This window comes from Roseovarius gahaiensis, assembly GCF_011601345.1.
Taxonomy (GTDB): domain Bacteria; phylum Pseudomonadota; class Alphaproteobacteria; order Rhodobacterales; family Rhodobacteraceae; genus Roseovarius; species Roseovarius gahaiensis.
Genome location: NZ_JAAORB010000023.1, coordinates 30809 through 46085, shown reverse-complemented (window position 1 = coordinate 46085; position 15277 = coordinate 30809). Strand labels below are relative to the sequence as shown.

14 protein-coding genes are annotated in these 15277 nt (G+C 60.5%); 11 read left to right on the top strand and 3 right to left on the bottom strand.

Features of this window, described 5'->3' with window-relative positions; all coding sequences use genetic code 11:
* Positions 1-148 precede the first annotated feature (148 nt).
* Genes HAT86_RS11355 through arsJ form a run of 3 tightly spaced genes read left to right on the top strand, consistent with a single transcriptional unit; the run spans position 149 to position 3239 of the window.
* Positions 149-994, top strand: a complete 846-nt coding sequence (locus tag HAT86_RS11355) for an arsenate reductase/protein-tyrosine-phosphatase family protein (RefSeq protein ID WP_167197506.1) — start codon at positions 149-151, stop codon at positions 992-994.
* Entirely contained in the window at positions 991-1989 is a 999-nt protein-coding gene (locus HAT86_RS11350) for an ArsJ-associated glyceraldehyde-3-phosphate dehydrogenase (RefSeq protein WP_167197503.1), read from the top strand. The genes HAT86_RS11355 and HAT86_RS11350 overlap by 4 nt, the downstream gene beginning before the upstream one ends.
* Positions 1986-3239 carry an organoarsenical effux MFS transporter ArsJ gene (gene arsJ / locus HAT86_RS11345; protein WP_167197499.1) on the top strand — a complete coding sequence of 418 codons (1254 nt, stop codon included), beginning with the start codon at positions 1986-1988 and terminating at the stop codon, positions 3237-3239. The genes HAT86_RS11350 and arsJ overlap by 4 nt, the downstream gene beginning before the upstream one ends.
* On the opposite strand, the gene HAT86_RS11340 is transcribed toward arsJ, so the two are convergent.
* From HAT86_RS11340 to HAT86_RS11330, 3 genes are all read right to left on the bottom strand, one after another.
* Positions 3236-4477 carry a lytic murein transglycosylase gene (locus tag HAT86_RS11340; RefSeq protein WP_167197512.1) on the bottom strand — a complete coding sequence of 414 codons (1242 nt, stop codon included), beginning with the start codon at positions 4475-4477 and terminating at the stop codon, positions 3236-3238. The two genes, arsJ and HAT86_RS11340, sit on opposite strands and share 4 nt — an antisense overlap.
* 86 nt (positions 4478-4563) lie before the next feature.
* A complete protein-coding gene (locus HAT86_RS11335; protein WP_167197496.1) occupies positions 4564-5493 on the bottom strand; it encodes a LysR family transcriptional regulator in 930 nt (309 codons plus the stop codon).
* An 11-nt stretch (positions 5494-5504) separates the two neighbouring features.
* Positions 5505-6629 (bottom strand): zinc-binding dehydrogenase, encoded by a 1125-nt coding sequence (locus tag HAT86_RS11330; protein WP_167197493.1) that lies wholly within the window; start codon positions 6627-6629, stop codon positions 5505-5507.
* Positions 6630-6870: 241 nt separating this feature from the next.
* Here HAT86_RS11330 and HAT86_RS11325 point away from each other — a divergent pair, with 241 nt between their 5' ends.
* The 8 genes from HAT86_RS11325 to HAT86_RS11290 all read left to right on the top strand — a co-directional run bounded on the left by HAT86_RS11325 (position 6871) and on the right by HAT86_RS11290 (position 14833).
* A complete protein-coding gene (locus HAT86_RS11325) occupies positions 6871-7815 on the top strand; it encodes a cyclase family protein (RefSeq protein ID WP_231125890.1) in 945 nt (314 codons plus the stop codon).
* Between the two features lie 28 nt (positions 7816-7843).
* A complete protein-coding gene (locus tag HAT86_RS11320) occupies positions 7844-9145 on the top strand; it encodes an ABC transporter substrate-binding protein (RefSeq protein WP_167197487.1) in 1302 nt (433 codons plus the stop codon).
* Between the two features lie 72 nt (positions 9146-9217).
* Positions 9218-10123, top strand: coding sequence for a branched-chain amino acid ABC transporter permease (locus HAT86_RS11315; protein WP_167197484.1), 906 nt, complete (start codon positions 9218-9220; stop codon positions 10121-10123).
* A gap of 71 nt (positions 10124-10194) precedes the next feature.
* Positions 10195-11154 carry a branched-chain amino acid ABC transporter permease gene (locus tag HAT86_RS11310; RefSeq protein WP_167197481.1) on the top strand — a complete coding sequence of 320 codons (960 nt, stop codon included), beginning with the start codon at positions 10195-10197 and terminating at the stop codon, positions 11152-11154.
* Positions 11151-11900 carry an ABC transporter ATP-binding protein gene (locus HAT86_RS11305; RefSeq protein ID WP_167197478.1) on the top strand — a complete coding sequence of 250 codons (750 nt, stop codon included), beginning with the start codon at positions 11151-11153 and terminating at the stop codon, positions 11898-11900. Before HAT86_RS11310 ends, HAT86_RS11305 begins: the two co-directional genes overlap by 4 nt.
* Positions 11900-12580 carry an ABC transporter ATP-binding protein gene (locus HAT86_RS11300; RefSeq protein WP_167197475.1) on the top strand — a complete coding sequence of 227 codons (681 nt, stop codon included), beginning with the start codon at positions 11900-11902 and terminating at the stop codon, positions 12578-12580. The genes HAT86_RS11305 and HAT86_RS11300 overlap by 1 nt, the downstream gene beginning before the upstream one ends.
* Entirely contained in the window at positions 12577-14043 is a 1467-nt protein-coding gene (locus HAT86_RS11295; protein WP_167197472.1) for an aldehyde dehydrogenase family protein, read from the top strand. Before HAT86_RS11300 ends, HAT86_RS11295 begins: the two co-directional genes overlap by 4 nt.
* A gap of 40 nt (positions 14044-14083) precedes the next feature.
* Positions 14084-14833, top strand: a complete 750-nt coding sequence (locus tag HAT86_RS11290; RefSeq protein ID WP_167197468.1) for an SDR family oxidoreductase — start codon at positions 14084-14086, stop codon at positions 14831-14833.
* Positions 14834-15277 lie beyond the last annotated feature (444 nt).

The window sequence follows — 15277 nt, the reverse complement described above, 5'->3', positions numbered from 1 at the left end:
CGGAATTGAAGCCACAACCACAGACCAGATCGCCGCATGACCGAGAACCCTCAAACACCAGATTTGACAATAACTCCGGCCAATTATTTGCGGTCTTAATTGCAATTGAGAGATTGCGACTCGCCTATATTTCCAATATTCACGAAATATGGAAATAGAAGTCGCCTCTCGTCTCGCCACATTGGGTCATCCGCAACGGTTGGCCATTTTTCGGCTTTTGATGCGCCGCTATCCGGACCGCGTTGCCGCCGGGGAGGTGGCGCAAGCCCTTGATCTGAAACCCAGCACCTTGTCAGCCTATCTTTCGGCGCTGTTGCAGGCGGGGTTGATCACGCAGGATCGCGTGGGCACCTCATTGCGATACGCACCGGATATGACCGGGGTGCGACAGACTTTCGATTTCCTGTTGAACGAGTGTTGCCGCGGGCGCCCGGATATCTGCGCGCCCCTATCATTGTTTTCCGAACAAGGATCTCAGACCATGGACAACCGGAAATACAACGTTTTGTTTATTTGCACTGGCAATTCCGCCCGGTCAATTTTTGCCGAATCCATCCTGCGCAAACTGGGTGACGATCGCTTCAACGCCTTCTCGGCGGGCACGCATCCCTATTCCAAGTTGAACCCGTTTGCCCTGCAGGTTTTGCAGGATAAGGGGCATGATATCGGTGTCTTGCGGGCCAAGAACCAAAGCGAATTTCAAGGCCCTGACGCGCCGCAACTGGATTTCGTGTTTACCGTTTGTGATCAGGCCGCGAACGAGGAATGTCCGGCATGGGACGGGCAACCTGTCAGCGCCCATTGGGGCATGCCTGATCCGGTTGCGGCCGACGGCACCGACGCCCAGAAAGGGCTGGCTTTTCAACAGGCCTACGGGACGTTGCTCAACCGGATCAGCGCCTTTGTAAATCTGCCTTTGGACGCGTTGGACCGGTTGTCGTTGCAACGCGCGGTGGATGATATCGCCCGCGATGAACAACAGGTGTCGCAATGACCGTTTACGCAGTGAACGGCCTTGGCCGGGTGGGCAAGCTGGCGCTGAAGCCCTTGCTGGAGCGCGGCGCGCAGTTGGCGTGGATCAACGATGCGGTGGGCGACGCGGAAATGCATGCCCATCTGCTGGAATTCGACACGGTGCATGGCCGTTGGGATGCCGCGTTTTCGCATGACGCGGACGCGGTGATCATCGACGGGGTGCGCCTGCCGTTCATCGGCACGCGCGATCTGTCAGAGTTGCCGCTGGACGGTGTGGATGTGGTGATTGATTGCACGGGCGTTTACAAGACCGAGGCCAAGCTGGCCCCGTATTTCGACGCTGGCGTCAAGAAAGTGGTTGTCTCGGCCCCGGTCAAGGACAGGCCGACGGCCAATATCGTTTACGGTGTGAATGATCAAACCTATGACTCAGATCAGCATCGGATCGTGACCGCGGCCAGTTGCACCACGAATTGTCTGGCGCCGGTTGTAAAGGTGATCCATGAAGAGCTGGGCATAAAGCACGGATCAATCACGACAATTCATGACGTGACCAACACCCAGACAATCGTGGATCGCCCTGCCAAGGATATGCGTCGGGCGCGCTCGGCGCTGAATTCGCTAATCCCCACGACCACCGGTAGCGCCACGGCGATCACCTTGATCTATCCTGAACTGACAGGCCGTCTGAATGGCCATGCGGTGCGGGTGCCGTTGCTGAATGCCTCGATCACCGATTGCGTGTTCGAGCTGGACCGCGCGACCACCGCAGAAGAGGTGAACGCCCTGTTCAAAGCCGCCGCCGAGGGGCCGCTCAAGGGTATTCTGGGCTATGAAGAGCGCCCGCTGGTCAGTGCCGATTACACCAACGACACGCGGTCCAGCATCGTCGATGCGCCTTCGACCATGGTGATCAACGGCACGCAGCTCAAGATTTATGCGTGGTATGACAATGAGATGGGCTATGCGCATCGGCTGGTTGATGTTGCGCTGATGGTCGGGGGCAGCTTGTGACGGCACAGGCGCGTCCCGAGGGGCTTTCGGCCTACATTGCGGTCACGGCGACCTATTGGGCCTTCATGCTGACCGATGGTTCGCTGCGTATGCTGGTGCTGCTGCATTTTCACACGCTGGGCTTTACCCCAATCCAACTGGCCTATCTGTTTGTTCTGTATGAAATCGCCGGGATGGTCACCAACCTGTCGGCGGGCTGGATTGCCGCGCGCTTTGGCCTGACGGCGACGCTTTATGCCGGGTTGGCGATACAGGTGGCGGCGCTGCTGGCGTTGGCGCAGCTTGACCCCAGTTGGGCCGTGGGCGCGTCGGTGGCGTTTGTGATGTGTGTGCAGGGCGCATCGGGCGTGGCCAAGGACTTGGCCAAGATGTCATCGAAATCGGCGGTCAAGCTGCTGGCCCCGCGCGACGGGGCGGGGCTGTTTCGTTGGGTTGCGGTGCTGACCGGATCGAAGAACGCCGTTAAGGGCGTTGGGTTCCTGCTGGGTGCTGCGTTGCTGGCCAGCCTTGGGTTTGTCGGCGCGGTCTGGGCCATGGCCGCCGTGTTGGCGGTGATCTTGCTGGCGGTGGTATTTGCCATGCCGCCGGGCCTGCCGCGCGGGCGCAAGGGTGCAAAGTTTTCCGAGGTGTTCTCGGACTCGGCCAATGTCAACTGGCTATCGGCGGCGCGGGTGTTCTTGTTCGGGGCGCGTGATGTGTGGTTCGTGGTGGGCATTCCAATCTATTTCTATGCTGTGCTGTCGGATGGGTCCGAGGCCGGGAACCGCGCGGCATTTTTCATGATCGGCAGTTTCATGGCTGTATGGATCATCCTTTACGGAGCGGTGCAGGCCGCCGCACCGCGTGTGCTGCGCGCAGCCAACCGCGACGAGGGCCAATTGATCGCGACGGCGCGGGGCTGGGCCTTGGCGCTCTGCGTGGTGCCGGGGATCTTGGCCTTGGCGGTCGGGTTTGCGCCACAGCCCGCGACGTGGCTGACGGCGCTTTTGGTCGTGGGCTTGTTGGTCTTTGGTGCGATTTTCGCGGTCAATTCCTCGCTGCATTCCTACCTGATCCTCGCGTTTACCCGCGACGAGCGGGTGACAATGGATGTGGGGTTTTACTACATGGCCAACGCGGGCGGGCGGTTGATGGGCACGGTGCTGTCTGGCCTGACCTATCAAATGGGCGGTCTGGCGCTGACCTTGGGCACGGCGGCGGTGATGGTGGCGCTGTCGGCCCTTGCGGCGGGGCGGCTGCGCCCGGCCTAGCGGCTGAGGGCCTGTGTCATCGCCTTGGTCGGAAAGCAGGTGGCGGCCTGACCCGAGGCCTCTTGCCAGCGGCCAATCGAACGGCGTGTCTTGAAGCCCGGCAACCCGTCCGCGCCGCCCACGTCATGCCCCATGCCGATCAAAGCGCGCTGCATCGCCGCGATATCCGAGCGGTACATGCGCCCGACACTGCCCCAACGGCCTGCAAAATCACCGCTGCCGAATTGGATGCGGTCACCCACATGCCCCACGAACAGTGCGTAAAGATCGCTCATGTTATAGTCTTTCAGCACGTAGAAATTGGGCGTTACGATAAAGGCCGGGCCATGCCGGCCCGCCGGCATCAGCAGATAGCCTTCGCCGCGCCGCTCATGCGCGGGAAAGGGCCGCCCCGAGACCCGCTTGATGCCCATGGCCGCCCACTTGGCGATCGCGCGGCCCTGATCGGGGCCTTCCAGCGTGCAGGAGACTTGCGGTGGCACTGTCACCTCGAACCCCCAATCGCGGCCCGTCACCCAGCCGTGGCGCGCCAGATAGGTCGCGATCGAGGCCATCGTGTCGGCCTCAGAGCGCCAGATATCTTCGCGCCCGTCGCCATCGCCATCGGCGGCGTATTTCAGAAAGTTCGACGGCATGAATTGCGGCTGGCCAAGCGCGCCTGCCCAACTGCTTTTCATGGCACTGCCGGGCGCATGGCCCGCTTGGGCGATTTGCAGCGCGGCGATCAGTTCATCGGTGAAATAGGGCGCGCGGGTGCTCATGAATCCCTTGGTGCCCAACACTTGAAAGGCGTTGTGCGGGATTGCGGCGCGGCCATAGGCGCTTTCGCGGCCCCAGATGCCCAACACAATGCGCCCCGGCACCCCGGTGGCGCGTTCCACGCGGGCCAATGTGGCGGCGTGGCGCTTGGCCATGGTGCGTCCGGTGGCGGTGGCGGCGCGCAGGTTGCCTGCGGCGAAGTAGTTCGCGGGGGCGCCGAATTCGGATTGCCGTTGCGCCTTGGGGGTTTGGCGGGGTTGGCCCGGCGGCACCAGATCGGGCAGATCCCAATTCAGCGTGACACCTGAAAAGGCGGTGTCAAAAGTGGCGCGGTCGACGCCCTTGGCGCGGGCGCGGGGCCAGACCGTTTGATCCAGCCATGCGCGAAACTGCTGTTCGATGTGGGCGCGATCCTGCGCGGCGGCAGACAAGGGCAGGATGGCGATTGTCACAAGGGCAAGAATGAAGGCGCGCAGCATGGCAAGCTCCTGTCCGGGTGGGGCCAGCATGCCGCAGAATTCGGACGCGCGCCAGTGATGGGTGCCATGGTCGCCCACGACGGCGGTTAAATGTGAAGTTTGCCTTCCCAAAGGCCGCGGCTGACCAGTTCGCGGGCGACATCAAGGGTCATGTCTTCGACCGCAAGACAGGCACGGGTCATCACGCGTGCGGGGCTTTTCACAAGGTAGACCGGGCGTGTCATGGTCGGCTCGACGATGGGCGCGCGGATCAGATCGTTGCGCTGCACGAAATCCTGAGCGGCCACCGGCGCAAAGATGGTATAGCCCGAACCGCGCGCGACCAGTTCCTTGATCTGGGTCATCGCGTCCATTTCAACCACCACGTTCAGGCGCACATCGTGGCGTTTGCAATAGGCTTCGATCTGGTTGCGCAAGCCGTTCGAAGGCAGCACCAGATCCAGTTTCTCCAAGGCGCGCAGGGGCACCGGCGTGCCGGGGGGTGTTTCCAGCGGCCACGCGTCGGGGGCCGAGTAGAAATACAGTTCCTCGTCCATCACATGGGTGCCGCGCAATTGCCCGTTGTTTTTGAGATCATAGAGAAACCCGATGTCGAGCGTGCCATCGAGCAGCCAGTTTTCCAGATAGCCGCTCATGGCTTCGACGGCGCGCAGCCGCACGTCGGGCAATTCCAGCCGCACGGTTTCGGCCAGCGGCACCGACATGATCATCGAACACGATGGTGGCATGCCAAACACCACGCGGCCACTGACAGTGCCACCGCGTTCACGCATGTCTTCAATGCAGCGGTCAAGGCTGTCGCAGATGCCGCGCGCGTGATCCAGCAGGATGCGCCCCTCGTCGGTCAGCACCGTGCCACGCGCCGACCGTTCCACCAGTTTGACCGATAGTTCTTGCTCCATGCGGTGCAGGTGTTGCGACAACGACGGTTGCGCCACGCCAATGGCCTGCGCCGCCGCCGAGATAGACGGCGCTTCGGCCACGGCAAGGAAATAGCGCAGGTGTTTGATGTCCATTGTCTGGCCTGTCAATTGAATTCGATGACCTGCCGGATGGCAGTGCCGTCATCCAGCTGGTCCATCGCAAGGTTGATCTGGTCAAGCGCCAATCGGTGCGTCAACATCTTTTCGACGGGTAGCTTGCCCTGCTGGTGCAGCGAGAACATCCGTGGCAGGTCGCGCTGTGGCACGCAAGAGCCGATATAGCTGCCTTTCAGCGCGCGTTCCTCGGCCACCAGTTTCAGCGCGTTCAGCGACATGCGCGCGTCGGGATGGGGCAGGCCCGCCGTGATGGTGGTGCCGCCTCGGCAGGTGCAATCATAGGCGGTTTCCAGCGCCTTGACCGATCCGGCCAGTTCAATCGCATAATCCACGCCACCGCCGGTGATATCACGAACCGCTTCGGTGGTATGCTCATCGGCGGTCACGGCGTGGGTGGCGCCCATGTCCATCGCGGTGTCGAGTTTTGAGGCAAACGGATCGACCACCACGACCTGACCGGCCCCGGCCGCCACCGCGCCAAGAACGGCCGACAGGCCGACGCCACCTAGGCCCACCACGGCCACCTTGCTGCCCGGTGTCACCTTGGCGGTGTTGAACACCGCCCCCGCACCAGTCAGCATGGCACAGGAAAACAGCGCCGAGATATGCGTGGGAATATCGGCTTCGACCTTGACCAGCGACTGGCGGGCCAAAACCGCATGCGTGGCAAAGGCCGAGACCCCGACATGGTGATGCACGGGGGCACCGTCCATCGACAGGCGGCGGTGTCCCGTCATCAATTCACCCACGCCATGATGCTTGGCGGCGCGGGTGCACAGGGCAGGGCGGCCCTCGGAACAGGGCAGGCAGGTGCCGCAGCCCGGCGCAAAGATGCACACCACATGATCGCCGGGCGCAAGATCGTCGATGCCGGGGCCAACCTCTTCGACAATGCCCGACGCTTCGTGGCCCAGAACCATCGGCACCGGGCGCGGACGCGTGCCGTTGATGACTGACAGGTCGGAATGGCATACCCCCGCCGCTGCAATGCGGATCATCACTTCGCCGCGGCCGGGTGCATCAAGCTGCACCTCTCGCACTGTCAGGGCCTTGTTCTTTTCGAAATCGCTTTTGATATTTTCGCGTTCCAGTACGGCGGCTTGAATTTTCATGATATGCTTTCCTTAGCTGACGCGTTTCTCTTGTGCGTTGCCCCTGTGGTCCAGTGTGACGGGTGGTCCGGGGGCTACAAGGCTTGGCTCCTGACCAAACACGAGAACGGCCATAGGATACAAGGGCTCAGGCATGTTCAGCAATAGGAAAAACTTATCGCTGGAATAGCGCTAAGTTATTGGCCGAGGCTTTGCCTAAAGGTCTACGGTTTAGATGTCTGGCTTTGGGAGGGGCCTGATCATGAAAAATCACAGCAAAAGAAACGCACTTGCGTTAGCGGCCTGTCTGGCTGCAACCCCTGTATTTGTATCAGCCGATGGCAAATGGGGGGAGGACGATCAGCTTGGCGCGGCAAATCTGATGACGACCGAGCGGATCAAGGCTGCGACCGGTTTGGTGACTGAAGGCAAGGTGTACAGCCTTGGCATGGAGGTGGGGCCGGATACGCCCGCGTTTCCGCCGCGCAGTTTGTCGGTAACCATTTTGCAGCCCGGTCAAAACGGCAACAGCGGTCTTGGTGAAAACAATTTCACTTATAACGACGACATTTTCATGGGGTGGCTTGGCATCGGCTCGCAAATCGACGGGTTGGGCCATTCCGGGATCGACCATGTCTATTACGGTGGCCGCACCTATGACGATTTCGCGCCTGCTTCGGGCCTGACAGAGTTGGGGCTGAACAACCTGCCCGGTCTTGTCGGGCGCGGTGTGATGTTGGACATGACCCGTCACTTTGGCACCGAGATGGTTGAAGAGGGCGTGGCCTACACCGAGGAAGACATCAAAGCGGCGGCTGACGCCCAAAGCGTTGATTTGCGCGAGGGGGATGTTGTGCTGTTTCATTCCAACTGGATGGACTTGTTGGATGGCGACAACGCCGACCCTGCGCGGTTCGCTGCAGCAGAGCCGGGGGTTGGCGTCAGCGGCGCCGAGTATCTGGCCGACATCGGTGTAATGGCCGTTGGTGCCGACACTTGGGGCATGGAGGTTGTCCCGGCCGAGGAAGAGGGCCAAGCCTTTCGGGCGCACCAGATTCTGCAACCGGAAAACGGCATCTACATTCTTGAAAACATGGACACGCGAGAATTGGCCGCGGACGGGGTGAACGAGTTTCTGTTCGTCCTGGGGCAGGCCCGCATCGAAGGGTCCGTGCAGATGATCATAAATCCAATCGCGATCCGCTGATGGATCGCATCAAAGGGAGGTAAGACCAATGACAAACAGATTCGTAAAACGCACCGTGGCGGCGATGGTGGCCGGCGCATTGCCGGTGATGGCAATCGCGGCGGACAAACCCGAAAGCCTGAATGTCGGGATGACAACATTCCTGACAGGCCCGGCATCGGTGTTTGGTGTGCCAGCCCGCAACGCGGCTGAAATTCTGGTTGAAAACATCAATGCTGAGGGTGGCATCAACGGTGTTCCGATCGACATCACCTTTATCGACGAGGGTGCAGGCGCAGAAGCGCTGACATCTGAATATCGCCGGATGGTGGAATCGGGCTCTGCCGAGGTCATGTTGGCCTCAATCTCGTCGGGCAACTGCCAGACCATCGCGCCGCTGGCCGAAGACCTTCAGGTGCCCAACCTGATGTGGGATTGCGGCACGCAGCGCATTTTCGAGGAAAACGATTATCAATACGTGTTCCGCACACAGGCCAACGCCACACCGGAAATGCTGGCGACGGTGCTGTATTTGCTGAAAACCAACCCGGATTTCAAAACCATTGCCGTGGTGAACCAAGACTATGCGTGGGGTCGCGACAGCTGGGATATTTTCAGCACCGCACTGAAGGCGATGAAGCCTGATGTCGAGGTTTTGGCGGAATTCTTTCCCAAGTTCGGGTCGCCCGACTTTTCCACCGAAATCTCGCGCTTGCAGGCGTTGCAACCCGACGTAATTCTGTCGACGTCATGGGGCGGGGATTTGGACACCTTCGTGCAGCAAGCCTCGCAGCGCGGGTTGCTCAACAGCTCGACCTTCGTGCTGCCGCTGGCGGAATCCTCGCTTGAGAGGTTGGGCTCGGCGCTGACCGATGGGCATATCGTTGGTGGACGCGGGGATCACTATTTCCTGCATCCTGATCGCCGCGATGACGAAGACTTTCAGGCGTTCATGAGCCAGTACGAGGAAAAAACCGGTGAAGTTTCGGTTTACCCGGTGTTCCACGCAAGCCAAGCGATTGCCGCGCTGACGGCGGCTTATGACAAGGCCATCGAAGACAATGGCGTCGACTGGCCCAGCGAAGATCAGCTTTTGGCTGCACTGGAGGGCCTGACATTCCAAGGTTTGGGCCGCGAAGTTACGATCCGTGAAGACAATCAGGGGATCGAAGATCAGTTGCTGGGCACCAGCGTGCAGACCGGGGATTACCCGTTCGCCACGATGGAAAACATCATGATCTTTGACGGTGACGAGCTGACCACCCCGGTGGGTGAAAACTCGCTTGAATGGGTTCAGACACTGGATGCGAGCATGGTGGAAAGTGTCACGGTGGATCAGTACGACAACTGATCGCCTGTCCCGAAACTGCCGAAGAGGGCGCACAATGTGCCCTCTTCGTGCCTTTAGCACCCGGATAACAACATGAATCTCGCGATTTTCCTTTTGGCCTTGTTCGATGGTGTGGCCTATGCCGCGCTTGTTTTCATCGTGGCGCTGGGCCTGACCCTGATCTTTGGGGTGATGCGCATCTTGAACGTCGCGCACGGCTCGCTTTATGCAATCGGCGCTTACACCACGGTGACCCTCACAGGGTGGGTTCTGGCGCTTGGTTTCGCCCCGATCTTGGCCTTTCCTTTGATGCTTGTTTCGGCGGTTCTGGTCGGTGTCTTGATCGGTGGCCCGCTGGAATATTTCCTGCTGCGACGGATCTACGACAAATCCGAGGTGCTGCAATTGCTGGTGACCTTCGCGGTGTTCATGATCCTTGAGGATGTGCAGCGCCTTGTCTGGGGCACACGGCCGTATTTCGACTCGTCCGCCCTGCAGGCCTTGGGCAATATCAGCGTCTTTGGTGTTACCTATACGGTCTATCAGCTAATCTTGTTGCCCCTTATCGCGGTGACGCTGTTGTTGGGCATGCGGTTTTTCCTGCGCCACACCCTTACGGGTAAGCTGATCACCGCCACCACGGAAGATCGCGAAGCGGCGCAATCCATCGGCGTGGATGCTGACAAGGTGTTCTTGTTCACCTTTATCATCGGCGCGGTTCTGGCCGGGTTGGGCGGTGCTTTGGCCTCGCCGACAACATCCATTCTGCCGGGCATGGGCGCGGATATGATCGTGCTGTCCTTTGCGGTGGTCGCCACCGCCGGGCTGGGCCAGATCGAGGGCGCGGCCCTGACCGCGCTGATGATCGGGTTGGGGCGATCTTTTGCCGTTTACCTGTATCCCGAATTCTCGGTGCTGGTGCCCTATCTGATCATGGTCGTGGTGCTTCTGGTTCGGCCCGAGGGTCTGTTCGGCACCCCGTCGGCGCGCAAGATTTGAGGCCCGGTATGAGCACGCACAAAAGCAAAACCGCCACCACCATATCCGAACCCGGAAAGGGACATTCTGTGATGAAAAGCCCTCTGTCGCTGTTGTGGCTCGTTGTGATCCTAGTGGTCATGGCCGTGCCCATTGCAGCGCCGTCGATGAAACTGTTGTTCACCTTTGCCATGGCCAAAGGCCTCGGCGTTCTGGGGGTGACCGTCTTGCTGCGCGCGGGCCAAGTGTCGTTTGGTCATGCGCTGTATTTCGGGATCGCGGCCTATGCGGGCGCATTCCTGATGGCGGCAATGCCGGGCATGGATATTCTGATCGTGCTGCTGGCCGGTGGGATCGGGGCCACTGTCGCCGGGTTGTTCGTCGGCCTGTTCGTGGTGCGGTATCGCGGGATCTTTTTCGGGATGCTGAACTTAGCGTTTTCGATGATCTTCTGGTCGATTCTTGAAAAGTTCTATCACTACACCGGCGGCGCGGATGGCATCCGGCTGGAACGGCCCAACGTGTTTGGCTCGGCCATGAACCACACCGACTTTGGCTTGGTGTTGTATTACATGCTGGTGGCGCTGATGATCGGGTTGGGCTGGTACACGATGCGCTGGTTCAATTCGCCGGTGGGCCAGTTGTTCCAGACGATCAAGACCAATGAAACCCGGCTGGAATATCTTGGCATCTCGCCCAAGCGGGCGCTTTTGTCGGGCTATCTTTTGTCGGCGGCGCTGTGTGGCGTGGGCGGCGTGATGATGGGCATGGCGCAAGGCGTTGTCACACCCGAATACGTCTGGTGGGTGCGGTCGGCCGAGATGGTGTTCATCGCCGTTCTGGGCGGTTCTGGATCGGTGCAAGGCGCGTTCCTTGGCGCACTGATTTACGAGGCCGTGCGCACCTATGCGTCGGTTTATGCCGGTGACGTGTGGCAAATGATCCTTGGTGGCTTCTTGCTGGTGATCATCCTGTTCGCCCCCGGCGGCCTGATCGGCATTCTTCAATCGCTGTTCAAACGCAGCCATGACAAGACAGGAGGCGGGAAATGAGCGACGCCCTTTTGGAAACCCGCAACCTTGTGATCAAGTTCGGCGGTGTCACCGCCGCCGACAACGTATCGCTGAAAATCCACGCGGGCCGCAACCTTGCCATCATCGGGCCAAACGGCGCGGGCAAGACGACCTTTTTGAATATCTGTACCGGGTGGCTGAAGCCCAGTCAGGGGCAGGTGTTTTTCGAAGGCCGTGACATCACCCCGTTGCCGCCGCGCAAGATTGTCGACAAGGGCGTGGCGCGCGCCTTTCAGATCCCGCAATTGTTCACCGAGCATACGGCGCTGGAAAACCTTCTGATCGCGGTGTCGGCGCGGGATAAGCTGCGCAAAACGGTGATGGACATGCATTCGATTCCGGAACGTGCCGAAATGCTGCACCTGCTGGAGATGGTCGGCTGTGCCGATGCCGCTGATACGCTGGTGGTCGAGCTTTCGGAAGGTCAGCGCAAGCTGATCGACATCGCTGTGGCCTTGGCGTTGAAACCCAAGCTGCTGTTGATGGACGAGCCGACCTCGGGCGTGGCCTCGTCGGAAAAGCACAAGATCATGGAAATCCTGATCGGGGCGCTGAAAGAAGCCCAAGTCACCTCGGTTTTTGTCGAGCATGACATGGGTATCGTTGAAAACTACGCCGACGAGGTGGCGGTGTGGAACAGTGGCGACGTGCAGTTGCGCGGCACGCCTGCTGAAATTCTGGAGCACCCGGACGTGATCCGGGACGTGATCGGAGAGGTGGCGTAATGCTTGAACTGCGCAATGTGAATGCCTCGATCGGGATTATTCCGATCCTGCGCAACCTGAATTTCAAGATCGAACAGGCGCAAACCGTGGCGCTGATTGGCCGTAATGGCGCGGGTAAGACAACGCTGCTGCGCACCATCATGGGGTTCACCAAGACCACGGGCGAGATCGTGTTCGAAGGGCAGCCCATCAATGCGCTGCACCCGCCAAAACGCCCCGGCCTTGGGATCGGCTATGCGCCCGAGGATCGGCGCTTGTTCTCGGCTTTCACGGTTGAGGAAAACATCCTGCTACCGGCGCAGGCGGCGCGATTGGACAAGGCGGAAACCGAAAAACGGCTGGACCGGGCCTATACCGTGCTGCCGGAACTGCGTGAAATGGCGGGCCGCCCCGGTGGCACCGTGTCGGGCGGGCAGGGCAAGATGGTGGCCTTGGCGCGTGCGCTGATGCTGGGCACCAAGCTGATCATGCTGGACGAGCCGTTTCAGGGTTTGGCCCCGGCCTTGGCGCAACGCTATGCCGAGGCGCTGCGGACTCTGCGCGACACGGACCGGTCGGTCACGCTGATGATTACAGAATCCAACCCTGCCTTGTTGCGCGGCTTTGCCGACCGCACGCTTGTGATCGAACGCGGCGAGATCGAGGAAGGGTCACTTGAACCTGAAGGAACACATGCATGAAGGACGCTGACACGATGACAGCTTTGGTTATTCCCGATCCCTTGAACCTGATCGGCAATGAATGGGTGCCGGCGGTCTCGGGCAAGACGATGGATGTCGTCTCCCCGATCGACGGCCAGCCCTTCGCGCAGATCGCCGACAGTGATGCCGCTGATATCGACGCGGCTGTGGCGGCGGCGCGCGCGGCCTATGACGGCGGCGAATGGTCCACCCTGACCGCCGCCGAGCGCGGCCGCCTGATGATCCGCCTGTCCGAGTTGATTCTTGAGCATGTCGAAGATCTGGCGCAGCTTGAAACCCGCGACAACGGCAAGCCGATCAATCAGGCGCGGGCCGACATGAAAGTGACGGCGCGCTATTTCGAATATTACGGCGGCGCTGCCGACAAGGTGCATGGCGAGGTGATCCCGTTTCTGAACGGCTACAACGTCGAGGTGCATCGCGAACCGCTTGGCGTGACAGGTCATATCATCCCTTGGAACTACCCGGCGCAGATGTTCGGCCGGTCGGTTGCCCCCGCACTGGCCATGGGCAACGCCACCGTTATGAAACCCGCCGAAGATGCCTGCCTGACGGCGCTGCGCATTGCGCAATTGGCGCTTGAGGTCGGGTTTCCGCCCGGCGTGATCAACATTGTTACGGGCCGCGGCAACGTGGCCGGGCAGGCGCTGGCCGACCACAAGGGGATCGACTTCATTTCCTTCACCGGCTCGCCCGAGGTGGGGGTGATCATCCAGACGGCAGCGGCCAAGAACTTTATCGGCTGCACGCTGGAACTGGGCGGCAAGTCGCCGCAGATCGTATTTGACGATGCCGATCTTGAGGCCGCTTTGCCGGTGCTGGTGAATGCTGTGATCCAGAATGGCGGGCAGACCTGCTCGGCAGGCACCCGTGTGTTGGTGCAGCGCGGCATTTATGATGATGTCGTGGCCGCGCTGTCCGAGCGGTTCAAGGGGATTGCCGCCTCGGGATCGGGGGAAGATGCGGTTTTGGGGCCGTTGATCTCGGCCAAGCAGAAAAAGCGCGTTGAAACCTATATCGCCGAGGCTGACGCGCCGCTGATGGCGCGTGGCACCGTGCGGCAGGACGCGCCCGAGGGCGGCTATTATGTGGCCCCCGCCGTCTTTGGTCCGTGCGATCCGCAGGCGCGTATTGCGCAGGAAGAAGTGTTTGGCCCGGTGCTGTGCATCATCCCGTTCGAGGATGAGGCCGAGGCGGTAAAGATTGCTAACGATACCGAATACGGGCTGGTCGCAGCCATCTGGACCCGCGATGGCGGGCGACAACAGCGCGTGTCGAAGGCGATGCATTGCGGGCAGGTGTTCATCAATGGCTATGGGGCCGGGGGCGGTGTCGAATTGCCGTTCGGCGGCATCCGCAAATCCGGCCATGGCCGCGAGAAGGGTTTTGCCGCGCTGCACGAATTTTCGCACATCAAGACGATCATCAACAACCACGGCTGAACTGGGCCGGAGTGACAGACGCATAAAGGGAACTTGAACAATGAGACTTGAAGGAAAACGCACTTTGGTGACCGGCGCGGCCTCGGGGTTTGGCAAGGGGATTGCCGAAACCTATATCCGCGAGGGCGCCAAGGTGGCTGTGGTCGATCTGAACGGCGAAGGTGCCAAGGCCGTGGCCGAGGAATTGGGCGAAAACGCCATTGCCGTCACCTGCGATGTGTCCGAGGGCGATCAGGTGCAAACCGCCGTTGACGCCACGGTTGAAGCCTTCGGCGGCCTTGATATCGTGGTGAACAATGCAGGCTGGACCAATCCCAACAGCCCGCTGATGGACACCGACGAGGCGACCTTTCGCAAGATTTATGACATCAACGTGTTGTCGATCTTTCACATGACCAAGGTCTGCGTGCCGCTGTGGCGCAAATCCGGCGGCGGCGTGATGCTGAATGTTGGCTCGACTGCGGGTATCCGCCCGCGTCCGGGGCTGACATGGTACAACTCGTCCAAAGGCGCGGTGAACCTGATGAGCCGGTCACTGGCGGTTGAGCTGGCCCCCGACAACATCCGCGTCAACTGCATCGCGCCTGTGATGGGCGCGACCGCGCTGCTGGAACAGTTCATGGGTGTGCCCGATACCCCCGAGAACCGCGAGAAATTCATCTCGACCATTCCGATGGGCCGCATGTCGCAACCGCGCGACATCGCCAATGCGGCGCTTTACCTTGCGTCGGACGAGGCTGATTTCATCACCGGCGTCGTGCTTGAGGTGGATGGCGGGCGCACCATCTGATCGCCTAAAGCCAATGCTCTTCTCCAAGGCGCGTCCGTATTGCGGGCGCGCCTTGGGGGACGGAGTTGGCCCTTTTTACCTGAGTTAACATGACCGCAACCAGCTTTGAACTGTCGTTAAAGTCGGCCCCTTGCCAGACCGCGGGATGGCGACCGCACGGCTGTTCAGACGCACTTTATGCCAGCCAAATCCGAAATAGAAATGATCGAAGCCCCCAGCCTCACCAAATCGCCAGCCCGGGGGGCGGTCTGGCGAGGGGCCGGGCACCTTCGGTGCTATTCCGACCCCATGCGACAGTTCAACGCCCGTAAGTGAATTTTCAGCGCCCGAGCCCTGCGTTGTTTGCAAATTCCGCTTACTGCATGGCGCTCTGTTCTGCCCCAAGCTTTTACCAATTATTGCGGCGATTTTGATCAAGCCTGTTTTTTACTGCACCCTGCGACT

Bases quoted from the DNA above. Each gene is read 5' to 3' on its own strand.
- HAT86_RS11310 (WP_167197481.1), top strand. From the start codon at position 10,195: ATGAAAAGCCCTCTGTCGCTGTTGTGGCTCGTTGTGATCCTAGTGGTC.
- HAT86_RS11290 (WP_167197468.1), top strand. From the start codon at position 14,084: ATGAGACTTGAAGGAAAACGCACTTTGGTGACCGGCGCGGCCTCGGGG.
- HAT86_RS11315 (WP_167197484.1), top strand. From the start codon at position 9,218: ATGAATCTCGCGATTTTCCTTTTGGCCTTGTTCGATGGTGTGGCCTAT.
- HAT86_RS11355 (WP_167197506.1), top strand. From the start codon at position 149: ATGGAAATAGAAGTCGCCTCTCGTCTCGCCACATTGGGTCATCCGCAA.
- HAT86_RS11330 (WP_167197493.1), bottom strand. From the start codon at position 6,629: ATGAAAATTCAAGCCGCCGTACTGGAACGCGAAAATATCAAAAGCGAT.
- HAT86_RS11350 (WP_167197503.1), top strand. From the start codon at position 991: ATGACCGTTTACGCAGTGAACGGCCTTGGCCGGGTGGGCAAGCTGGCG.
- HAT86_RS11295 (WP_167197472.1), top strand. From the start codon at position 12,577: ATGAAGGACGCTGACACGATGACAGCTTTGGTTATTCCCGATCCCTTG.
- HAT86_RS11335 (WP_167197496.1), bottom strand. From the start codon at position 5,493: ATGGACATCAAACACCTGCGCTATTTCCTTGCCGTGGCCGAAGCGCCG.
- HAT86_RS11320 (WP_167197487.1), top strand. From the start codon at position 7,844: ATGACAAACAGATTCGTAAAACGCACCGTGGCGGCGATGGTGGCCGGC.
- HAT86_RS11300 (WP_167197475.1), top strand. From the start codon at position 11,900: ATGCTTGAACTGCGCAATGTGAATGCCTCGATCGGGATTATTCCGATC.
- HAT86_RS11340 (WP_167197512.1), bottom strand. From the start codon at position 4,477: ATGCTGCGCGCCTTCATTCTTGCCCTTGTGACAATCGCCATCCTGCCC.
- HAT86_RS11305 (WP_167197478.1), top strand. From the start codon at position 11,151: ATGAGCGACGCCCTTTTGGAAACCCGCAACCTTGTGATCAAGTTCGGC.
- HAT86_RS11325 (WP_231125890.1), top strand. From the start codon at position 6,871: ATGAAAAATCACAGCAAAAGAAACGCACTTGCGTTAGCGGCCTGTCTG.